This window comes from Natrinema versiforme JCM 10478 (assembly GCF_000337195.1).
GTDB lineage: Archaea > Halobacteriota > Halobacteria > Halobacteriales > Natrialbaceae > Natrinema > Natrinema versiforme.
Map to the genome: position 1 here is coordinate 1 of NZ_AOID01000046.1, position 19,989 is coordinate 19,989.

General features: G+C 66.3%; 19 protein-coding genes and 1 tRNA gene. 10 read left to right on the forward strand and 10 right to left on the reverse strand.

Annotated elements, in window-relative coordinates; all coding sequences use genetic code 11:
• The first annotated feature begins 266 nt into the window (after positions 1-266).
• Both C489_RS14585 and C489_RS14590 read left to right on the forward strand, forming a co-directional pair.
• Positions 267-339: transfer RNA gene (locus C489_RS14585), tRNA-Gln, on the forward strand.
• 128 nt (positions 340-467) lie between these two features.
• A complete protein-coding gene (locus tag C489_RS14590) occupies positions 468-1,175 on the forward strand; it encodes a rhodanese-like domain-containing protein (RefSeq protein WP_006432077.1) in 708 nt (235 codons plus the stop codon).
• A 1-nt stretch (position 1,176) separates the two neighbouring features.
• Here C489_RS14590 and C489_RS14595 read toward each other — a convergent pair whose 3' ends face one another.
• From C489_RS14595 to C489_RS14605, 3 genes are all read right to left on the reverse strand, one after another.
• Positions 1,177-2,529, reverse strand: coding sequence for an oxidoreductase (locus tag C489_RS14595; protein ID WP_006432078.1), 1,353 nt, complete (start codon positions 2,527-2,529; stop codon positions 1,177-1,179).
• 75 nt (positions 2,530-2,604) lie between these two features.
• Complete coding sequence (gene cgi121 / locus C489_RS14600) at positions 2,605-3,123, reverse strand: KEOPS complex subunit Cgi121 (protein WP_006432079.1); 519 nt, start codon at positions 3,121-3,123, stop codon at positions 2,605-2,607.
• A complete protein-coding gene (locus tag C489_RS14605; protein WP_006432080.1) occupies positions 3,123-5,492 on the reverse strand; it encodes an ATP-dependent DNA helicase in 2,370 nt (789 codons plus the stop codon). Before C489_RS14605 ends, cgi121 begins: the two co-directional genes overlap by 1 nt.
• A 176-nt stretch (positions 5,493-5,668) precedes the next feature.
• Here C489_RS14605 and C489_RS14610 point away from each other — a divergent pair, with 176 nt between their 5' ends.
• A complete protein-coding gene (locus C489_RS14610) occupies positions 5,669-6,103 on the forward strand; it encodes a universal stress protein (RefSeq protein ID WP_006432081.1) in 435 nt (144 codons plus the stop codon).
• 34 nt (positions 6,104-6,137) lie between these two features.
• On the opposite strand, the gene C489_RS14615 is transcribed toward C489_RS14610, so the two are convergent.
• Together C489_RS14615 and C489_RS14620 are read right to left on the reverse strand one after the other, a co-directional pair.
• Positions 6,138-7,346, reverse strand: coding sequence for an inorganic phosphate transporter (locus tag C489_RS14615; RefSeq protein WP_006432082.1), 1,209 nt, complete (start codon positions 7,344-7,346; stop codon positions 6,138-6,140).
• 79 nt (positions 7,347-7,425) lie between these two features.
• Positions 7,426-8,286, reverse strand: coding sequence for a class I SAM-dependent methyltransferase (locus C489_RS14620; RefSeq protein ID WP_049890911.1), 861 nt, complete (start codon positions 8,284-8,286; stop codon positions 7,426-7,428).
• Positions 8,287-8,400: 114 nt separating this feature from the next.
• Here C489_RS14620 and C489_RS14625 point away from each other — a divergent pair, with 114 nt between their 5' ends.
• Positions 8,401-8,646 carry a ferredoxin gene (locus tag C489_RS14625; protein WP_006432085.1) on the forward strand — a complete coding sequence of 82 codons (246 nt, stop codon included), beginning with the start codon at positions 8,401-8,403 and terminating at the stop codon, positions 8,644-8,646.
• A gap of 66 nt (positions 8,647-8,712) precedes the next feature.
• Here the strand turns inward: C489_RS14625 and mdh are convergent, their stop codons facing one another.
• Positions 8,713-9,627: a malate dehydrogenase gene (mdh, locus tag C489_RS14630; RefSeq protein ID WP_006432086.1), complete on the reverse strand. Its 915-nt coding sequence runs from the start codon at positions 9,625-9,627 to the stop codon at positions 8,713-8,715.
• A 214-nt stretch (positions 9,628-9,841) separates the two neighbouring features.
• Between mdh and C489_RS14635 the strand changes: the two genes are divergently transcribed.
• The 3 genes from C489_RS14635 (at position 9,842) to C489_RS14645 (ending at position 12,341) form a co-directional block, all read left to right on the forward strand.
• A complete protein-coding gene (locus C489_RS14635) occupies positions 9,842-10,300 on the forward strand; it encodes a TIGR00725 family protein (RefSeq protein ID WP_049890912.1) in 459 nt (152 codons plus the stop codon).
• A gap of 67 nt (positions 10,301-10,367) precedes the next feature.
• Positions 10,368-11,114: an Sjogren's syndrome/scleroderma autoantigen 1 family protein gene (locus tag C489_RS14640; RefSeq protein ID WP_006432088.1), complete on the forward strand. Its 747-nt coding sequence runs from the start codon at positions 10,368-10,370 to the stop codon at positions 11,112-11,114.
• 369 nt (positions 11,115-11,483) lie between these two features.
• Entirely contained in the window at positions 11,484-12,341 is an 858-nt protein-coding gene (locus C489_RS14645; RefSeq protein WP_006432089.1) for a phosphatase PAP2 family protein, read from the forward strand.
• A 32-nt stretch (positions 12,342-12,373) separates the two neighbouring features.
• Here C489_RS14645 and C489_RS14650 read toward each other — a convergent pair whose 3' ends face one another.
• Positions 12,374-14,821 carry a DEAD/DEAH box helicase gene (locus C489_RS14650; protein ID WP_006432090.1) on the reverse strand — a complete coding sequence of 816 codons (2,448 nt, stop codon included), beginning with the start codon at positions 14,819-14,821 and terminating at the stop codon, positions 12,374-12,376.
• A 114-nt stretch (positions 14,822-14,935) separates the two neighbouring features.
• On the opposite strand from C489_RS14650, the gene C489_RS14655 reads away from it, so the two are divergent.
• Positions 14,936-15,436: a TspO/MBR family protein gene (locus tag C489_RS14655; protein ID WP_006432091.1), complete on the forward strand. Its 501-nt coding sequence runs from the start codon at positions 14,936-14,938 to the stop codon at positions 15,434-15,436.
• Positions 15,437-15,567: 131 nt separating this feature from the next.
• Here the strand turns inward: C489_RS14655 and C489_RS14660 are convergent, their stop codons facing one another.
• From C489_RS14660 to C489_RS14670, 3 genes are all read right to left on the reverse strand, one after another.
• Positions 15,568-16,152 carry a diacylglycerol/polyprenol kinase family protein gene (locus tag C489_RS14660; RefSeq protein WP_006432092.1) on the reverse strand — a complete coding sequence of 195 codons (585 nt, stop codon included), beginning with the start codon at positions 16,150-16,152 and terminating at the stop codon, positions 15,568-15,570.
• A 298-nt stretch (positions 16,153-16,450) separates the two neighbouring features.
• Positions 16,451-18,226, reverse strand: coding sequence for a glycine--tRNA ligase (gene glyS / locus C489_RS14665; protein ID WP_006432093.1), 1,776 nt, complete (start codon positions 18,224-18,226; stop codon positions 16,451-16,453).
• The gene (locus C489_RS14670; RefSeq protein WP_006432094.1) at positions 18,219-19,073 is read right to left on the reverse strand and encodes a CBS domain-containing protein; all 855 of its coding nucleotides are present in this window, start codon (positions 19,071-19,073) and stop codon (positions 18,219-18,221) included. The genes glyS and C489_RS14670 overlap by 8 nt, the downstream gene beginning before the upstream one ends.
• A 132-nt stretch (positions 19,074-19,205) precedes the next feature.
• Here C489_RS14670 and C489_RS22235 point away from each other — a divergent pair, with 132 nt between their 5' ends.
• Positions 19,206-19,367 carry a DUF7556 family protein gene (locus C489_RS22235; protein WP_006432095.1) on the forward strand — a complete coding sequence of 54 codons (162 nt, stop codon included), beginning with the start codon at positions 19,206-19,208 and terminating at the stop codon, positions 19,365-19,367.
• A gap of 213 nt (positions 19,368-19,580) precedes the next feature.
• Positions 19,581-19,989 (forward strand): hypothetical protein (locus C489_RS14675; RefSeq protein WP_006432096.1); only part of this gene is annotated, 409 nt, incomplete at its 3' end.

A 19,989-nucleotide genomic window follows, 5' to 3' on the forward strand; every position in this document is an offset into this window, starting at 1 on the left:
TCGATCCATCCAGTAGAGACGGCGAGGCGGTCAGTTTTGGCCATAGGCATCCAGAACTTCGACCGCCTCATTCCTAACTTAACACGGCCACTGCCATCGAGCGGAACATTATGAACCACCGGCGGTCGATACGTCGTGAACGGCAGCCCCGACTCGAGATGTACTCGACACGCGACCCGTTCCCGGTCCAGTTCGTAACACTCTAATATGCACTCCCACTACTATCTGGTACCTCGTCGGAAATCGGAGACCGGCGAAACATGTCAAGTCCATTAGGGTAGTGGCCAATCCTGAAGCCTTCTGGGGGCTTCGACGCTGGTTCGAATCCAGCATGGACTACTTCTCTGCTGTTTCGACTCGAGCACTTCACCAGCCCTGTCTCCCGGTTTCCAGTCGAAACGAAGGGGTCTCGCGGTAACTCCCGCGTCACCAGAAGTCATATCTCCCTGTCCTCGTTAGCTGTCCGTATGAATCGACGGACGTTCCTTGCCGTCAGCGGGACGACGACGGTCGGCCTGGTCGCGGGCTGTCTCGGTGGCAATAGCGACGCGACAGCGGCCAACGAATTCGACTACGAACTGAACTCGAGGACCAGCCCCGAAGTTCCACTTGTCCCGGTCGAGGACGCCTACGAGTGGTTCAAAAACGACGAGGCGCGGTTCGCCGATGCGCGCGGCCGGGCCCAGTACGACGAAGCCCGGATCAAAGGGGCCGTCTTCTCGCCGGCGAGCGACGCAGGCAGCGTCGATGATGATCCGGTCGAGGAGTGGTCAACTGATACCCGGATCGTCACCTACTGTCGGTGTCCACACCACCTGTCGTCCCAGCGTGCCGCCTCCCTGATCGATGCGGGATACGAAAACACCTACGCGATCGACGAGGGACTCAGCGGCTGGATCAACAACGCCTACCCCATCGAAGGCTCGGCTGTCGACGCCGAATGGAAAAAGTATGAAATCAACGGAACGACCGATTCCGAGTACTCGGATGAGACGGTCGCTCTCAATCAAATCGATGCGAATCGCAGCGAGATCGCGCCGATCCGAGATGACGGTTCGTACACGCTCCAGCTCTACTTCGCGGGGTCGGCGGACTCGCAGTTCAAAGTCGAAGCGCCCGACTATACCGTCGAGGGAACCCTCGAGGAACTGACGAACGGCACCGTCTCCGGATAAGTTACGATTCGGGTCGTTCGTACGCCCCCTCCCGCTCGAGATCGCCCCGCTTGCGTAGCACAGCAGGCGTCCGACAGATTCCCGGCGCGCCGGTTACCTGCGGCACCGTACAGTTGTTGCAACTTTCACAGAGCACGCGCGGATTTTCGGTCTCGGACTCAGTCTCGAGCAGCCGCGCACCCAGCCGCGGTTCGGCGTAGAAGGGCCGGGCCATGCCGACCATGTCGCAGGTCGGTGGCTCGTCTCCGCCGCTCGAGCCACCCAGCAACCGATCCATCTGCGCTCGCTCGCGAATCCCTCCCTCCGCCAGCACGGGAATCGAAACCTGCTCGCGAACGCGCCGACAGAAGTCCGCGTTCCACGCGGGTTCGAAGTCGTACTGGAGCGACTGGACCCGGTTCGCGATCGAGACGAGTCGCTTTCGCGCCGCGCCGCCGAACGCCGCGTCGTACTCCGCTTGCAGCCCCTCGTTGGTCCACGCTCGCTCGGGGTACTCCCCGCGGACGATGCTCATGTCCCAGACGACCGACGTCTGCACCGGTACGACCGCGTCGTAGCCGATTTTCTCGAGTCGGCGAGCGATTTCGACCCCGTCCTCGAGCGAAAGCTTCCGGCGAACGACGGGCGCGGGCGGTGCCGGCGTCTCCGCCGGGACCTTGGTCAGCAGCGGCACGTCGCCGGCCCGGTCGCGGATCTCGTCGTGGACGACGGCGAGAAACTGCAGGCGGGCCTCGGGCGAGCCGCCGAACTCGTCGTCCCGGCGGTTGTAAAAGGGAGAGAGGAATTGCTGGACGATGCCCATGTTCGCTCCGGCGAGGTGGACGCCGTCGTAGCCCGCGTCGACGGCGCGGGCCGCCGCGCGGCCGAAATCCGCCGCGAGCTCGTACACCTCCGCGGTCGTGAGGACGTGCGGATCGTACTCGAGGAACCCAAGTCGGTCGAGCAGCCGCAACTGCCACGGTGGCTCCGAGACGGCGAGTTGCTCGAGACCCGGATGCTCCTCGCGATATTGGGCGTGCCACGTCTCCATGCTTCGGAGGCCGCCGTGCTCGAGTTGGACGACGATCCGGCTCCCGTGATCGTGAATGCGGTCGGTCAGTCGCGACAGTCGCGAGACGAACGCGGGGTCGTGGACGCGGGTCATCCCCGGCGCGGCACAGCCGCCGTCGCCGCGGACGATCGTCGCGCCCTGACAGATGAGCCCGATGCCCGATGCCGCCGCAGGCTCGAGGTCGTCGATCAGCGCGTCGACCGCGTCGGGGCCGTTGCCGGCACACTCGAGCAGCGGCGCGCGATAGAGTCGGTTCGGAACCGTCATGCCGCCGATCTCGAGCGGATCCTCGAGGCTGGCCATGAACGGAGTTCGAGACGATCGCACAAGAGCGTGCCGTCGACTCTCTCGAACCGCGGCGGCCGCTCGTTGCTGCGGCTACTTCTCGACCTCGAGCAGCGCGACCCGCTCGCGGACCAGCGCCGAGAGCGACGCGACGGTGGCCGCCCGCTCGGTGTCGGTGATCTCGAAGAAGTCACAGAGGGTCTCGCTGTCCTGTCTCTCGAGGGTCGACGCTCGCTTGTCGAACGCCTCGAGGCCCTCGATTTCGTCGAGCGCGGCCGCTCCGTCGGCGTCGACATCACTGTTCCCACTGCCGTCGACGAGGACGACCGCCCGGGTCTCGCCCTCGCCGACGCCCATCTCGAGGGCGCGGTCGATCTGTCGGCGACCTGCGGCGTACAGCAAGATTTCGACGGCGCGGTCCCGGGCGACGTTCTCGCCGCGTTCGATGGCGCGGGCGGCGAATTCGACGGCTCGCTCGAGGTGGGCGCGGTCGGCGACGTAGCGGGCGTCAAACGCTTGGATCGTCACGCCGTGGCGGTCACCGATCGGGCCGAGGTCGGCCACGAACGCGTCCAGATCGTCGATCTCGAGACGGCATTCGAGTAGCTCCATCAGAAATCACCCAGACTTGCCTGACTGTCGTCCGCCTCCGGCGTCTCCGCCGCCGTTTTCTCGGTATCCGCATCGTCGCGCGAGTTCGCTTTCGTCACGTCACCACCGCCGCCCGACCCTGTCGATGCCGGTTCGACGCCATCCATTGAGGGGTCCTCCCGGCCGGCGTTCTCGAGGATATTCTCGGCTGTTTTCTCCCCTTTGAGCACGCTCAGTACGACGCCCTTGTCCGCGGACCGGAGGTCGGCGGGCTCCTCGATCCCCGCATCGTGGAGCCGGCGGGCACGCTTGCGGCCCACGCCGCCGACCGAGACGAGTTCCAGTAATTCCTCACTCACGCCGTGCTCGACGCGGGCGCGGGCCTCGCGGACCGCGACGGTCCACTCGCTGTCGATTTCGGCGGCCAGCGACTCGGCTGCGCCCAGCAGCCACTCCGCGGTGTCGACCTTGCCGCGCAGGTCACCCGGCCCGATCTTGTACCGGTCCGTGATCCGCTCTTCGTCCGTTTCGTCGGCCCAGTCCTCGAGTAACTTGCCTGTCTTGAGCGCGGAGAGCCAGTCCTCGAAGCGGTCCTCTTCGTACTCGCTCGGGGCGTCGCCCAGCAACTCGGTCTCGCGCTCGTAGTAGAGTTCGCCGTACTCCTCGTCCTCGCCGGAGCGTAGGTAGAGTTCGTACATGTCCGGCGTCCGCGAGACGAGGTGGTAGAGCCCCAGCGCCGTCGGGCGCTCGTCGGCGTGCTCGAGGCCGTGGACGATCTCGGCGGCGCTCATCGGGTCCAGATAAAGCCGCGAGACGGTGTGACCGAGGCTGGTCGCCTCGAGTGTCTCGTCGCGGCCACCGCTCTCGAGGTCGGCCGCGGTGGTGAACGCGCCGTCGGCGATGTCCTCGCTGCCGTCGCTTCCGGCGCTATCGCGCTCGATGAAATCATTCGATTCGAGGTACTCGAGGACGGTGTCGGTGACCGTCTCGAGCCGGCCGGGTTCGCTCGACTGGCTGGCATAGAGCGTTGCTTCCAGGAACTCGAGCAGCCCTTCGCGGGTGCGGGCGAAGCCGGAGGCGATGGTCGCAAGGACGTGGGTCCGCAGGGCGGGTTCGGCCGCCAGTTTCGATCGGACGGGTTCGGGATCGGCCCAGATGTAGCGGTCGAACAGCTCCTCGCTCTCGTCGTGGCTCTTGGCGAGCAAGACGGCCTCGCCGTAGGGGTCGAGCCCCGGTCGACCCGCTCGACCCATCATCTGGTGGACCTCGAGGACATCCAAGGGTGCCATGCCGCCGGCGCTGGGGTCGAAGCGCCGCCAGTCGCGGACGATCACGCGGCGGGCGGGGGTGTTGACGCCCGCGGCGAGGGTCGGCGTCGCCGAGATCACCTTCAGCAGCCGGTCGCGGAACGCGTCCTCGACGATGGTCCGCTGGGTGCTCGAGAGGCCGGCGTGGTGGAAGGCCGACCCGTGTTCCACGGCCTCGGCCAGATCCGCGCTCGTCTCGGTATCGCTATCGTCCCGGATCTCGTCGGCCAACTCCGCGAGTTCGGCCTGTTCCTCGGCGGTCAGTTCGTTCTTCGAGACGCCGCCCAACCGCCGCGCGGCAGCCTCAGCGTTCCGCCGCGAGTTGACGAATACGAGCGAGGATCCCTCCTCTTGGAGGATGTCGCGGACGAGTGCGGCCTCTTGCTTTTCGCTACCGTCGACGGGCACCTCCCGGGTCGAGCCGTCGTCGAAGTTCAGGGCGTTGCCGTAGTGGACCCCCATCTGGAGGTCGATCGGTCGCCAGTCCGTATCTACAAGCGCGGCGTCGAGCCAGTCGGCGATCTCGTCGGCGTTGCCGACCGTCGCCGAGAGCGCGACGACCTGCATCCGCGGGTTGAGCTTCCTGAGTTTGGCGAGGGTCACCTCGAGCGTCGGCCCCCGGTTCCGGTCGTCGATCAGGTGGACCTCGTCGCTGACGACGCAGGTGAGATCCGAGAGCCAGTCGGCTCCGTTTCGCACGAGCGAGTCGACCTTCTCGCTCGTGGCGACGATGATGTCTTTCGTCGCGAGCCAGTCGCTGGTGCTCTCGTAGTTGCCGGTCGTGACGCCCGTCGTCACGCCGAACTGCTCGTAGGCCTCGAACTCCTCCTTTTTCTCGCTGGCGAGCGCCCGCAGGGGGACGATGTAGAGCGCTTTCCCGCCCCGCTGGACCGCCGACAGCATCGACAGCGCGGCGATCATCGTCTTCCCGCTGGCAGTCGGGACGGCGGCCACGAGGTTTTCGCCCTCGGTCGCCCCGGCCTCGACCGCCTCGGCTTGGGGCGGGTAGAGCTCCTCGATGCCCTCGTTCCGGAAGTGGTCGATGGCACCGGGCGGGAGCCCCGTCAGCTCCTCGGTATTCATTATCCGCCCTTGGCGCGTCCCGCGGTTTAAACTATCGTCTCGATACGGGCGCTTCCGGTATTGCGCCCACAAAAGGGATCTACAGCCTTCTCTTCCCCTCCGAATCGGATTCCGTTCGAGTCCCGTGGTAGCACCGCGGCGATAAACCGATAGGAGTAGCGGTCGAAGACCGCCCTATGGCCGCCCCCGACCGCGTCCTCGTCCCCACTCTCGGCCGTCCGCGAGAGGACGAGGCACTCGCCTACGCCCTCGAGACGTTTCCACAGGCCGAAATCACTCTTCTCGCCGTCGTGACGCCGCTTGACGCGCCGCTCAGCGAGGGCGGGGTCCTCGAGCGAAGCGAGGAACGGACCGCACAGGCCCGACAGAGCGCGACCGAACTGCTCGAGTCGGTCGCCGATTCCGCGGCGGCGGATCGCGTCCGGATCGAGACGGCCGAGGGACGACCGGGAACCGTCGTTCCCCGATACGCGTCCGACGAGGGGATCGACCACGTCGTGATGTACGGCTCCGGGACCGGATCGGCGGGATTCCTGCGGCGGTTTCTCGGCCACGGTATCGCCGCGACGGTCGTCGAACGCACCGCCGAGCCGGTGACGGTCCTCGAGTAGCTCCCGGTGCGCTCGAAGCCGAACCCATCCGGGATCAGCCCCCGATTACCGCGGCGAACAGTCGGTACAGGCCGTAGCTGACGACGACGGAACTCGCGAGTGTGAGCAACCAGAAGGTGACCGTGACGCCGATTTTGCGCCGCGAGACGCCGGCGGAGCCGCCAGCCAGTCCGCCGCCGATGACCCCTGAGAGGATGATGTTGTTCAGCGAGATGGGGATTCCGAGAGCGATCGCTAGCTGCGCGATGATAAAGCCCGGCACCAGCGCCGCGATCGACCGCCGGACGCCCAGTTGCGCGTACTCTCGGGAAGTCGCCTGTAACAGTCGCGGCGCGCCCATCCAGGCCCCGGCGAGGATCCCGGCCGCGCCGATCGCGAGCAGGAGGATTCCGGGGAGACCGAGTTCGGCTCGAAAGAGGTTCTCGAGCGGGCCGGTGGCGAGCCCGACCTGCGAACCGCCCGAAGAGAAGGCGACGATGCCGCCGAGAACGAGCAGAAACGAGCGGATCCCGCTTTCGACGGAGACGAGGACGCGGTTGCGGACCCAGTAGAACGCCAGCACGCCGACGCCGATCGTCACGAGGACGGTTCCGAGATCGACGCCCGAGGCGAGCATCGGGCCACCGCCGAACTGCCGGGCAACGAATCCGGCCAGTGTCCCTTGACCGGCGGCCGGATCTGGAATCACCCCGAGACCGACGTTGGCGACGATCGCACCGACGATGCCGGCCAACAGCGGCACCCCGATCGTCTCGGGGACGTCGTCGCGCCGCAGAACGGTCGCCGTCGCGTACGCCAGTCCGCCGGACATGATCGGCACCAGCAGCCAGAAGGTTCCGAGCCGCCGGTAGGTCGCCATCGCCGGATCGCCGCCCAGCGAGAGGCCCACGCCGACCATCGCACCGGTCGTCGCGAACGCGGCGGGGATCGGATACCGCGTGTAGATCCCGATCGCCATGAAGCTCGCCGCGGTCAGCAGCCCGGCGGTCGCGGCCAGCGGCGTGATCGTGACGCCGTCGATGAGATCCGCGCCGATCGTCTCGGAGATGCTCCCGCCCTGCATGAGTGCGCCGGCAGCCGCGAGGATTCCGATGACGAACGCGGCCTGCATCGTCGAAATCGCGTTCGCACCGATCGCGGGGGCGAAGGGCGGCGAGTTGCTGTTCGCCCCGAGCACCCACGCCATGAACAGACAGGTCAGGATAGCGACCCCGACGAGGACCCCAGAGGAGAGTGCGACCATTCCGTCTCTCGTACGCCGTCTCCACGACCCCGCGGAAAAGCGTTGGCTCGGCAGACGATCCGCGATCGGGATTCCGTTGCTATCCGGGTTCGCTGCCCGCGGGACCCCGTTTTTCCAGAACTGCGCTGTAATGGCCCGTTCCGTCGGTTCGGCGGACGTCGCAGATGGACCACGGCGTCGCGTTCGTCGCCTCGCGGAGCCGCGCGGGCGAACACAGCAGGAACTGGAGCGTCCGCCCGACCTCGCGGTAGCGCTCACCCGCCGCCGTCTCGCGTTCGAACTCGAGGTGGAAGCACCGGTGAGCGATTCCCGCTCGGGGATCGGACCGATAGCCGAGGAAGTCGTCGCCCACCCGCGTCGGATCGTAGTTGTCGACGACCGCGACCCCGCCGTCGTCGGTGACGCGAGCGAACTCGCCGAGCAGTTCGCGGATGCCGGCCAGCGAGCGGCCGAGCCCGAGCTGGGTGCCGACGGCGTGGACGGCTCCGAACGCGCCCGTTTCCACGGGGAGCGCGAACATGTTGCCGAGGAGAACGGCCTCGAAGCCGCGCTCCGCGGCTTCACCGCTTCGCCTCGAGGTCCTGTGGACCTCGCACCGCTCTCGGGCCGTCAGAACAGCGTTCGGACTCACGTCGACGCCGGTGGCTTCGACCCCGTGCTCGGCCCACCACAGGAGGTGTTTCCCCGCTCCGCAGCCCACGTCGAGGATCGGGTCGTGATCGCACAGGCGCTCGAGCCGGTCGATCGTCTTCGCCTCCCACGACTCGGGGCTCGAGAAGTAGAACTCGGCGACGGTGCCGTCCTGTGTGTCCGTCCCGTCGCGATAGGTCAACCGTCCCGGATCGTCGCGCCAGTGTGCGAGCATCGCCCGTCCAAGCGGGTCCGCTCGAGTAGCCTGTCGGTTCGGTTTCCTCGACGGATCGGTCCGGTCCCGCGCCATGTTCGTGTCGAGACCGTCTCCGATAATAACTTCATACTGATAAATGATTCCGACTAACACACCACACGGACGACGACCGCTAACGATTTACCGCGATCGACCGAATCTCCGGCCATGAAAGTCGAGTTCGACGAGGACACCTGTATCGGGATGTTCCAGTGCGTCGCGGAGTGGGACGCCTTCGAGAAGGACAAATCGAAGGGAAAAGCGATCCTCGCCGACAGCGAGGAAGTCGAGGACGGGATGTTCGTCCGGGAAGTCCCCGAGGACGCGGAACTCGACGCGAAGTTCGCCGCCCGATCCTGTCCCGTCGACGCGATCGTCATCTACGACGACGACGGCGAGCAACTGATTCCCTAACAGCGACTCGAGCGGCGTGAGAAAGAACGAAAGACGGCTACTGCCTCGGTCTCGGAACGCCGCCGTCTACGAGATTTTGTCGTACTGTTCGGAAAGCTTCTCGGCGGCTTCGCCGAGCTGGTTGCGCTCGAATTCGGTGAGGTCCCACTCGACGATCTCCTCGACGCCGTCGGAACCGAGCTTGACCGGCACGCCGAAGGCGGTGTCCTCGTGGCCGAACTCGCCCTCGAGTTTCACGCTGCCGGGGAGCACCTCGCCGGTGTCCCGGAGAATGGCCTCGACCATGTGACCGACGCCGGTCGCCGGCCCCCACTGGGTCGCGCCCTTCTTCTCGATGACGTTCATCGCCGAGGTCTGGAGCTCGGAGAGCAGGTCGTCGCGCTCGTCCTCGTCGAACTCGGGGTCCTGGCCGTTGACCCGGACCTTGGAGAAGACCGGAACCTGTGCATCACCGTGCTCGCCGAGGATCGTGGCGTCGACGTTCTGTACCGGTGCGTCGAAGCGCTTGGAGATCACGTAGCGAAAGCGGGCGGAGTCGAGCCGGCCGCCGAACCCGATCACCTTCTCGCGGGCGCGGTCGCCCGTCTCGTAGAGGTGCCGGTTCAGCAGGTCGACGGGGTTCGACGTCGTGACCGTGATGAAGTCGTCGTTGTGCTCGGCGATCGAGGAGCCAATGTCCTCCATGATCGGGGCGTTGTCGCCCGCCAGATCGATCCGGGTCTGGCCCGGCTGGCGCGGAATGCCGGCGGTGATGACGACGACGTCCGAGCCCTCGGTGTCCTCGTAGCCGCCCTGCCGGATCGTCGTGTTCGAGTCGTAGGCCGCGCCGTGATTGGCGTCGGCGGCCTGTCCGATCGTGTCGTCTTCCTTGTCCGGAATGTCCACGAAGACGAGTTCGTCCGCGATGTCCCGAAGCGCGATGTTGTAGCCCGCGGCGGCCCCGACGGTCCCGGCCGCGCCGACCACGCTCACTTTCGTCATATCGCGTAATGCTTCCCCATCCCACACGTTAAATCCGTCGGAACCCGTCGGTTTACCCGGCAGTGACGAAATCATCTCGACGATTGTCGTATCTCTCGGCCGGGCGATTTCTCGTCGCTCCGCGAGTTATGATCGGCTCGAGATCGACCCGAGGTGTCCGGCGCGACGCCTGCGGCCCGAACCGATCATGTCCACCGCCGCCGAGGACTCGGACATGCGCGTCAGCGTCGTCGGCGGTGGAACGATCACGGACGAACAGGCGGCCCGCGCGGAAGCGGTGGGACGCGAACTCGCCGCTCGAGGCCACACGGTCGTCTGTGGCGGTCGCGGCGGCACGATGGCGGCGGTCTGTCGCGGCGCGAACGCCGAAGGCGGGACGACGATCGGGATTCTCCCCGGCGAGGACCGGGACGCGGCCAACGAGTTCGTCGACGTCGCTATCGCGACCGGGCTCGGCCACGCCCGGAACGCGCTCGTCCCGCTGAACGGCGATGCAGTCATCGCGCTCGCCGGCGGCGTCGGCACCCTCTCGGAGATCGGCTTTGCTAGCATCTACGATCGGCCGGTCATCGGCCTCGAGACCCACGACGTCTCCGATCTCGGCATCGACCTCGAGCCGGTCGACACGCCGGCCGAGGCCGTCGACGCCGTCGAAGCCGCGCTCGAGCCGTGACCAACCCCCGATTCGGGGACCGTCGAGTGTCGCAGCTTTTTCGACGCTTCGACACGTCTCAACGGACATGAGCGACTTCGACAAGGAAGCCGAGCGCGAGAAACTTCGCGAGAAATACGAGCAGGACAAGGCCGAGCGCGAGGCGACCCAGCGAATGAGCGACCTGCTGCTCAAGGGCGCGACGATGACCAACGCCCACTGTGGCACCTGCGGCGATCCGCTCTTTCAGGAGAACGGCACCACCTTCTGTCCCAGCTGTCACGGCAACCCCGACGCCGTCCAGGGCACCGACCTCGAGGCCCAGCCGGCCGAGGGCGGACAAGCGGGAGCGGCCGACGACGGTTCTGACGCCGCCGCGACGGCCGCCGAGCAGGAGATACCGACCGATTCCGCGGCCGAGGTCGATACCGACTCCGGCCCCCAACCGGGCGATGCCGGCCGCACTGGTTCCGAACTCGACGCCGAGCCGACGACCGACCCCACGTCGGCGACCCAGCCAGCCGACGAGCGAACGCAGTCGACGCGAGCCGACGCGGACGCCTCGAGCGGCTCGACCAATGCTCGGCAACCGCGCTCGACGGCCCGATCGAACGCCTCGAACTCGGCCGATTCCGGGTCCGCGCGGTCGTCCCGCCGCGCCCCCGCCGCGAGTCCGTCGTCGGTCGACGGCGACCTCGAGGCCGCTCGCGACGCGCTCCTCCGATCCCTCGAAAAATTCGCCGACGAGGCCGCTGCGACGGACGACCCCCGCTATGCACGGGAATGCCTCGAGGCGGCCCGCGAGGCCGGCGAGGCGCTATCGACGCTGCGCTGACTGGTAGTCGGCGGGAGTCACCCGCTCGCTTTGCTCGTCGAGGACACAGGTGTCCGTTCCCCGTGTTCACTCTCCGATCTCCCAATCGTCAGAGCTGCCTTTCGAGACCCGGGCCGGGTTCGACTCGAGTGGAGAGACGGACCAATAGATATACATTAAATTAACCTACACGTATCGATAACGGTCGTGCGGTGACGAGCCATCAAATAACGGGTACCGAATGACACGACACCGGTCCCGACGACGGCTGGACCACTCGTCCAGTCCGTCCCGGAACGGCGCATCGCCCTCCCGCGATATTCGGTGCCAGAAGCATCCAGACCGTGGCTCGCGACCGCTTACTACCTCACTCATGGAGGACGTATACTGATGGCACTGGGTTATGTCACGTTCATCACGGCGGCGATCGTCTGTATCGGCATCGGAGTCACCTGTACCCTCTGTGTGTCCCCCTCGGCGTTCCGGCAAGCGGCCGGCGACATTACGGGGCGTCTCCGCGCTATCGCGCCCTACGTCGGGGTCTCGGTGCTGGTGTTGCTGCTCAAACGGTTCACGCATCAATCCCGTCTGGAACTGTCGTACGCGCTCGATTGGGACATCACCGAGGAGATCTACGCCGTCGAAGGGCTGTTCGTCGCCCACCTGCAGGCGATCGTCCCCGATGCCCTGATCGGCTTTTTCTCCGCGATGTACATGTTCGGGTTCCCGTACCTGCTGGTGACCGCACTCGCCCTCTACTTCCTGTTGCCGACCCAGCGCCGCTTCAAGGAACTGCTGACCGCCTACGCGCTCAACGCCGCGGTCGGCTCGCTCTTCTACACGCTGTTTATCGCCTACGGCCCGCGAAATCACCTGTCTGCGGTCAGCGGACTGATGTACGAGTTCTATCCGCAGACCCAGGAACTCACGGCGGAGGTCTCGGCGAATACGAACGTATTCCCGTCGCTGCACACGTCGCTCGTGGTCATCGTCGCGCTGTTCGCGTGGCGCTCGCGTCGGGTCTATCCGCGGTGGTTCTCGATCGCGTCGGTCGTGGCAACCCTCGTCGTCGTCTCGACGATGTATCTTGGCATCCACTGGTTAGTGGACGTCCTCGCGGGCGTCGTCCTCGGAATCTGGTGTGTCCTCACCGCCGAACGGCTCGTCGCCCGCGCGGAGGGAAAAGCCGACCGCGTTTCCACCCCCGACGACGGCGAGGACGGAATCGCGTCCGAAATCAGCGATTGACCCGAGCCGCTCGAGCCGATCACAAACGCCGACTACCCCGTATACTCGCTCCCGACGACCTCTCGGATGCGCTCGGCGGTCACTGCCCCGACGCCGTCGGCTGCTTGTAACTCGTCTTCGGTCGCGATCATCATCTCCTCGACCGTGCCGAACTCCTCGAGCAGCGACCGTGCGGTGACGGGCCCGATCTCGGCGATCGAGGCAACGACGTACTCCTGTTGCTCGCTTAAGGTCTTGCTGCCTTTCTCACCGTGGACCGATATCTCGCGGTCGGCGGTCTCCTGTTCGCGGCCGCCGATCACCGCCAGCAGGTCGGTCGTGTCGTCCTCGCTCTCGGTCCGCAGGACGCTCGCGCCGAAGTCGACGGCGAGACTCGAGAGCGCGCCCCGGACCGCGTTCGGGTGGATGTCCCGCTGTTCGTACAGCCCCTCGCCCTCGACGACCACGATCGGGCGCGAGTAGTGGCGGGCCATCGCGCCGACCTGCTCGAAGACCGACCGGTCGCCCCCGACCAGCGAGTCGACGAAGTCCGCGACTGACTTGCGCTCGACGACGACGCGATCCGACAGGACGTAGTCGCCCACGTCGAGCGTCTCGAGGCTGACCTCGATCTCCTCGCGTCTCGAGAGGTCCCGTGCGATGTTGGCGTCCATCTCGCGCTGGTCGGCGACGATTTCGACCGCGTCACCCTCGGCGTGGGGTTCGTGAGTCTCGACTTCGTCGTCGGCTCCATCGGCGTCCTCAGCGTCCGCCTCGCCGCTCGAGTTTTCAAGAGCGAACTCTTGTAATCCGGGCCGGTCCTCGACCCCCTCGCTTCCGCTGGAAGAATCGCCGACGGCGTCGCCTTCGCCGCCGTTCCCGTCTACTTTCACTCCGCTTTCCCCGTCGCCGAAATCGGCCAGCGACTGCTGGGAATCGTCGAGTTCCTCGGCGAGTTCGTCGGCCATCCCCTTCAGCTCCCGGAGTTCGTTTTCCATCTCCTTCTCGCGGCGGCGCGAGATCCAGAAGTAGGCCTCGTCGCGGGTGTCTTCGGCCATCAGGACGACCACGCGGCCCTCGGACTGGCGACCGGTCCGACCCTTCCGCTGGATCGACCGGATCGCGGTCGGCACGGGCTCGTAGAAGAGCACGAGGTCGACCTCCGGCACGTCCAGTCCCTCCTCGGCGACCGACGTGGAGACGAGTACTTCGAACTCGCCCGCGCGGAACTCGTCTAACACCTCTTGTTGCTGTTTCTGGGTCATACCGTCCGACCCCTCGCGGTCGCCCTGCCCGACGAACCGCTTCGCGTCGAAACTCTCCGAGAGGAAGTCGGTTAGCGCCTCGGCCGTATCGCGGGACTCGGTGAAGACGATGACCCGATCGCCGCCCTCGAGCCCCAGCGTTTCGGCCAGCAGCATCCGCGCCTTGCTGTACTTGGGATGGATCTCGTCGAAGCTCTCTGCTTTCCGCATGGCCTCGCGTACCCGCGGATCGGAGACCATCCGCTGGCTCGCCTTCGATGCGCCTGACGACCGGGCCTGATTGCGCTGGCGCTCGAAGTAGCGACGCAGCGCCTCGACACTCTGGGTCTCGACGAGGGTGACGGCCTGCCGCAGTTTCATCACTTCCGCGTGAATGGACATCCCCTCGAACCCCTCGGACTGGTCGTTGTTGATCAGTTCCTGCAACTCGGCCCGCATCCGATTCAGGTCCTTCTGGGACTGATCGGGCTGGGTCGAACTCGCGACGCCGAGTTCCTTGAGCTTCTCGAGACGCTCTTTGATCACCTCGTTTAGCGCGTCCCGGATCTCGAGAACTTCCTCGGGGAGGTCGATCCGTTCCCACTCGACGTCGGTGTCGTGGGTGAACTCGTCGACGTCGGCGTCCTCCTCGGTCATCACTTCGACTTCGTCCAGGCCGAGGTTCTCACAGACCTCGAGGATGGCCTCCTCGTCGCCGCCGGGCGAGGCCGACATCCCGGTGACCAGCGGCTGCTTCGCATCGGCGTGGTAGCGCTCTGCGATGTAGTTGTAGGCGTAGTCGCCGGTCGCCCGGTGGCACTCGTCGAAGGTGATGTGGGTCACGTCGGCAAGCGAGATCCGACTTCCGACGAGGTCGTTCTCGATCACCTGCGGCGTCGCCATCACGACCGTCGCCGACTCCCACATCGCGGCGCGATCGTCCGGGCTCACGTCGCCGGTGAAGACGACGATCTCCTCGTCGAGAATCTGCAGCGCTTCGCGATAGAAATCCGCGTGCTGCTGGACGAGGGGCTTGGTCGGGGCGAGCATCAGGGACTTGCCGCCGACCTCCTCGAGTCGCCGCGCCGTGACGAGCAGGCTCACCGTCGTCTTCCCGAGCCCGGTGGGGAGACAGACGAGCGTGTGGTGGTTCGCCGCCGTACCGGCGAGTTTCAACTGGTAGAGCCGCCGCTCGAGGAAGTCGGGCTCGAGGAGGGGGTGCTCAATAGACGCGATTTCCTCGTCCGTCGTAGCCATTACCGGCCGTTCACCGCCGCCGCGAATAAGGGTTCCCGTACCGCGGTGAAAGTGGTTTCGCGGTCCGACGGGGTCGGGAGGGGAGTATACGTCCGTCGCTGCCGTAGGCGGCGTATGGAGAATCGACCGATCGCCCATCGCCCCCCCGACGGCGGATCGATCCTCACTGCGGCCGGCTTCGTCCTGCTGGTCAACCTCATCGGCGCAGCGCCGAGTGTCGTCTCCTCGCCCGACACGCCGTGGTTTCGCGCCCTCGAGAAGCCGTGGTTCTACCCGCCGACGATCGCGTTTCCGGTCGTCTGGACGCTACTCTTCACCTTGCTCGGCGTCGCCGTCTGGCTCGTCTGGCGCAGCGATGCCGACGGCCGTCGCCTCGCGCTGGGGCTGTTCGTCGGACAGCTGGCGTTCAACGTCGCGTGGACGCCCGCCTTTTTCGCGCTCGAGGCACCGCTTCTCGCGCTCGGCGTCATCGTCGCGCTCTGGGGACTCGTCGTCGGTACGATCGTCGCGTTCCGACGGGTCGATACGCGCGCTGCGGCGTTGCTGGTCCCCTACCTCGCGTGGGTGACCTTCGCGGCTGTCCTCAATTTTGAACTCTGGCGGCTGAACGCCTGACGGCCGCACAAACAGGTTGATCCGATCTCCACCGACCGGCGACGGCCTCGAGCGACCCAGAACGGGACGGCCGTGCCGATATCGGAACCGGTCAGCTCGCCCGGCGGCGATCTCTCGACTCCGGCTCGGGCCTACACCGGCGCGAGCTCGAGGGCGAGAAACGCCAGACAGGCGGCGTAGATGGGGATCGTCAGATTGTCGTCGATGATGTAGGTCCGGATCTCGAGGGTGACGCCGTCGGCCAGCGTCGCGCCGAGGGCGGCGACCAGCGCCGCGGCGATCGGCAGGAACGGGATCGCGATCACCGTCGAGACGAGAAACATCGTGCCGAGCACCTTCGGCGGCTTGACCCGCTTGAGCGTGTTGTCCGAGACCGTGCCGCTGATCGGGTCGCCAAGCGCGAGCATCAACATCGCGGGGAGGGCGATATCCGGCTCGAAGACCACCACGACGGCGGCCATGCTTATCAGGTACAGCGCGTAGGCGGCGGGGTTGTCCTGCTCGTACTCGCGGGTGAGCACGTCGTAGAGCCGCCAGTCGAGCCCGACCCGGAGCCGCAGGAACTCGAGGACGAGCGCGCCGGTCGCAAGCGCGACCATAAGAACCTGAAATCGGGGCCACGTGAGCCCGAGCTCGAGATAGTTAGCGAGCAGATAGAGGGCGACCAGCCCCGAGCCGCTGGCGTGGACGAGTCGCCGCTTCAGTTCGTCGGCCATCATGTCGTGCCTCGAGAGAGGTGACCTTCAGTCCGTCGATCAGTTCCAACCTTTTACCCTGCGGTCTGCCGCGCTGGTGGCGTTGCCACACAGCGCGGCGTCCCTCGGTAAACGGTTGATCAAAAGCACTCCTCCCTCCGTTTCGGGACGCTTCGCGTCCCTCCACATCGGTTGTCGGCCCGCTCGCTCACTCGACTCGCGGCTTAACCGCTCGTCTTTTCGCGGCGCGTAGCGCCGCGCTCTCGTTCGCTCGCGGATGCAACGGAAACCTGTGTCGTCGAGGCTGGCGATACGCCCGCTACAACTCCTCGAACTCGAGGTCACCGGCCCGGATCGCCGACAGCGTCTCGGCGAGGTCGTCGATCGGCAGTCGCTTCTGGTCGGTCGAGTCGCGTTCGCGGACCGTGACGCCGCCGTCCTCCTGCTCGATGCTCTCGTAGTCCACCGTCACGCAGAACGGCGTCCCGACCTCGTCCTGCCGGCGGTAGCGCCGCCCGATATTGCCCGAGTCGTCGTAGGTGACCGACAGCCCGGCCTCTCGCAGTTCCGCCGCGATCGTCTGCGCTTCGGCCTCGAGTTCGTCGTCGGTCTGGAGCGGGAAGACGCCGACGAACGTAGGGGCGACTTCCGGCTCGAGCTCGAGGAAGGTCCGGTCCTCGCCGGAAACCTCGTCCTCGCGGTAGGCGTGGTGGAGGACGGTGTAGACGAGTCGATCGACGCCGAAGGAGGGTTCGATGACGTGGGGCGTGATGTGCTCGCCGGCCTCGGTCTGTTCCTCGACCGCGAAGCCGGTCTGTTCGACGGGGATCTCGTGGCTCTCGCCCTCGAGGTCGATCTCGACGGTGTCGCCCTCGAAGGCCTCGCGGTCGCGTGCAGCGAGGGCCTCGAGTTCGTCGACCACGGCTTGGGCGTCGCCGCCGAACTCGGGGCCGAGGTAGCTCATGTCGGGGTCGACGGTGGCTCGCTCGACGGTCTTCGGCTCGTCGTACTGCCGGAAGACGGTAAAGCGGTCGCCGGAGTGTTCGGCGTGTTTCGAGAGGTCGTAATCGCTCCGGTAGGCGAAGCCGGCCATCTCGATCCAGTTGCCGTCGACCTCGCTTTCGGCGTCCCAACAGTCCGCCGCGTAGTGGGCGCGCTCGCCGGAGAGGTGTTGGCGGAACCGGAATCGGTCCATGTCCACGCCGACCGCCTCGTACCACGGCTTGGCGACGCCGAGGAAGTAGGCGACCCACGGGCTGGTGATGATCCCTTCCTCGATGGCCTCGCCGATCGTCGTTCGAATCTCCGAGCCGTCGTCGGCGTTCTGTTCGCTCGCGGGATAGAGCGTCACCTCGACGTCCGCGACCGCCTCGAGGTCCGGCTCGTCTTCCTCGGGGTCGATGAAGTACTCGAGTTCGGCCTGCGTGAACTCCCGGGTCCGGATGATCGAGCGCCGCGGACTGATCTCGTTGCGGTAGGCCCGGCCGATCTGGGTGACGCCGAAGGGGAGCTGATTGCGCGCGTACTCCTTGAGCCGCGGGAACTCGACGAAGATGCCCTGTGCGGTCTCGGGGCGCATGTAGCCGGGGTCGGAGTCGCCGGGGCCGATGTTCGTCGCGAACATGAGGTTGAAGGTCTCGACGTCCTGGTCTGCCAGTCCCGCGCCGCAGTTCGGACAGACGAGTTCGTACTCGGCGATGACCTCCTCGACCTCGGGGATGGGGAGGCTCTCGGCGTCCTCGTACTCGGTGTTGTCCTCGACAACGTGGTCCGCGCGGTGGCTCTCGCCGCACTCCGGACACTCGACGAGCATGTCGTCGAAGCCGTCGAGGTGGCCCGAGGCCTCGAAGACGGGTTCGGGCATGATCGTCGGCGCGTCGATCTCCATGTTGCCCTCCGCGACCGCGAAGCGGTCCCGCCACGCGTCCTCGACGTTGCCCTTCAGGGCCGCGCCCTGCGGGCCGAAGGTGTAGAAGCCGCCGACGCCGCCGTACGCGCCGGAGGACTGGAAGAAGTAGCCCCGCCGTTTGGCCAGTTCGACCAGTTTCTCGCTCGTCGGGTCCGACTCACCCGCGGCCTGGTGGTCGTCACTCATACAGCGCCTCCAGGAGGTCCACGTCACAGACGATGCCGACCAGCTCCTCGCCCGTGACCAACGGAATCTGTTCGATGTCGTTGCTGATCATGCGCTGTGCGGCCTCCTGGACCGTCGTGTCCGCCGCGACCGTCACGACGTCGTCGCTCATGAACTCCCGAACCGGCCCCGCCGGCAGCTCGATGTCCCGCGTGGGGAGATAGCGGCTGCCGACGGCCTTGATGCCCTCCCACGACCACTCGTCGTCCTGGTCGCCGAAGTTGTCGCCCGTCTCCTCTTCGCCCTCGACGATGCGGGCGACCTCGAGAACGTCGACCTCCGTCAGAACGCCGCTCATCCGGCCGTCGTCGTCCAGCGCGACGGTGTAGGGGACGTTCGCGTAGGAGAGCTCCCGCTCGGCGACGGGTAGCGGCGCGCCCTCGTAGGTCGTGTTGACGTTCTCGCTCGCGTAGGTATCCACGGTGCCCTCGGTTTCCTGATCGCCGGCCGCGATCGCGTGGATCACGTCGGTCACCGTGATGATGCCCTCGAACTCCCCGTCGACGACCGGCACGCGGCGTGCCCCGTCCTCGACCATCGTCCGCGCGACGTCCTCGAGGGCGGTCCCGGCGGTCGTCGTCGGGACGGCCTCGTCCATTAGCATGACGAGCTGGTCCTCGTCGGGCTGGTCGATGAGCGTCTCCCGGGAGATCAGTCCCCGGTACTCGAGGCCGTCGTCGGTCGGTTTGACGACCGGGACCGAGGAGAACGACTGTTCTTGGATGTACTCGAGGACGTCCGAGCGGGTCCCCGGCAGGTCGGCGGTCACCACGTCTTCGCGGGGCGTCATCGCGTCGGCTACGTTCATATCCCCACGGTACGGCGAAAATGAGTATAAACCCAGTGTTTCACACCCGGTATCGGTTCGATTTCCGATCGGTATCGCGAGCGGACAGTCAGATTCGATGCGTTTATATGTACGTGAGTGTCACTCTCTCACATGGCGACGAACTCCCACGCCATGACGTCCGACGACACGATCGTCGGTTCGATCGATTCGACGGCCGCGAGCGACGAGTACGTCATCGCGGATATCTCCGCGGACGGTGCGTGGATGTCCATGCAGGCGGACGACGCACCGACGCTTCCGGCCTGGCGATAACTGGGGGTGGGAAATGGGATTGTTCTGCAACGAGTCCGGTCGCGACTCCCGTCGCGGCCGGCAACGACATACCGACAGTCGCTGCTGAGACCTGCGCAGCCCACCGTTCGTCCGTGCCGCGCGACGGGACGGCTCGCATCGGCTCGAGCCGGCGGTTCTCACCGAGGTATGGCATACCCTACCGTTTAGTACGCTGGGCTGGTCGCGTCGTCTATGGGACGCTCTCGACCGCGACGGCAGGCGGAATCGAAGTCGAGCGACGAGTTCGGGTTCGATCACGGCACGTCCCGGCCGTCCGTCGTCACGTTCCTCGCGGCGCTGGTCCCGAACGCGCTCGCCCGACGAGCCGTTTCCGTCTCCATCGCGACCGACCGCGGCGTCTACGAGCGGGACGATCCCGTCGAAATTACCGTCGAGTTCAAAAACCGACTCCCGGTACCCGTCGAACTCCCGACGGCCGGCCAGCGCCGCTGGGGCTGGCGCGTCGACGGCGACCTCGAGGCCAGCGACGAGCGCCGCTACACCCGGGGTCGGCCCGCGACCTTCGACTTCCGCGGCGGCGAGCGAAAGCAGGTCTCGGTGACGTGGAACCTGTCTCTTATACACATCTCTGAGCGGGCTG

Bases quoted from the DNA above. Each gene is read 5' to 3' on its own strand.
- C489_RS14590 (WP_006432077.1), top strand. From the start codon at position 468: ATGAATCGACGGACGTTCCTTGCCGTCAGCGGGACGACGACGGTCGGC.
- C489_RS14595 (WP_006432078.1), bottom strand. From the start codon at position 2,529: ATGGCCAGCCTCGAGGATCCGCTCGAGATCGGCGGCATGACGGTTCCG.
- cgi121 (WP_006432079.1), bottom strand. From the start codon at position 3,123: ATGGAGCTACTCGAATGCCGTCTCGAGATCGACGATCTGGACGCGTTC.
- C489_RS14605 (WP_006432080.1), bottom strand. From the start codon at position 5,492: ATGAATACCGAGGAGCTGACGGGGCTCCCGCCCGGTGCCATCGACCAC.
- C489_RS14610 (WP_006432081.1), top strand. From the start codon at position 5,669: ATGGCCGCCCCCGACCGCGTCCTCGTCCCCACTCTCGGCCGTCCGCGA.
- C489_RS14615 (WP_006432082.1), bottom strand. From the start codon at position 7,346: ATGGTCGCACTCTCCTCTGGGGTCCTCGTCGGGGTCGCTATCCTGACC.
- C489_RS14620 (WP_049890911.1), bottom strand. From the start codon at position 8,286: ATGGCGCGGGACCGGACCGATCCGTCGAGGAAACCGAACCGACAGGCT.
- C489_RS14625 (WP_006432085.1), top strand. From the start codon at position 8,401: ATGAAAGTCGAGTTCGACGAGGACACCTGTATCGGGATGTTCCAGTGC.
- mdh (WP_006432086.1), bottom strand. From the start codon at position 9,627: ATGACGAAAGTGAGCGTGGTCGGCGCGGCCGGGACCGTCGGGGCCGCC.
- C489_RS14635 (WP_049890912.1), top strand. From the start codon at position 9,842: ATGCGCGTCAGCGTCGTCGGCGGTGGAACGATCACGGACGAACAGGCG.
- C489_RS14640 (WP_006432088.1), top strand. From the start codon at position 10,368: ATGAGCGACTTCGACAAGGAAGCCGAGCGCGAGAAACTTCGCGAGAAA.
- C489_RS14645 (WP_006432089.1), top strand. From the start codon at position 11,484: ATGGCACTGGGTTATGTCACGTTCATCACGGCGGCGATCGTCTGTATC.
- C489_RS14650 (WP_006432090.1), bottom strand. From the start codon at position 14,821: ATGGCTACGACGGACGAGGAAATCGCGTCTATTGAGCACCCCCTCCTC.
- C489_RS14655 (WP_006432091.1), top strand. From the start codon at position 14,936: ATGGAGAATCGACCGATCGCCCATCGCCCCCCCGACGGCGGATCGATC.
- C489_RS14660 (WP_006432092.1), bottom strand. From the start codon at position 16,152: ATGGCCGACGAACTGAAGCGGCGACTCGTCCACGCCAGCGGCTCGGGG.
- glyS (WP_006432093.1), bottom strand. From the start codon at position 18,226: ATGAGTGACGACCACCAGGCCGCGGGTGAGTCGGACCCGACGAGCGAG.
- C489_RS14670 (WP_006432094.1), bottom strand. From the start codon at position 19,073: ATGAACGTAGCCGACGCGATGACGCCCCGCGAAGACGTGGTGACCGCC.
- C489_RS22235 (WP_006432095.1), top strand. From the start codon at position 19,206: ATGGCGACGAACTCCCACGCCATGACGTCCGACGACACGATCGTCGGT.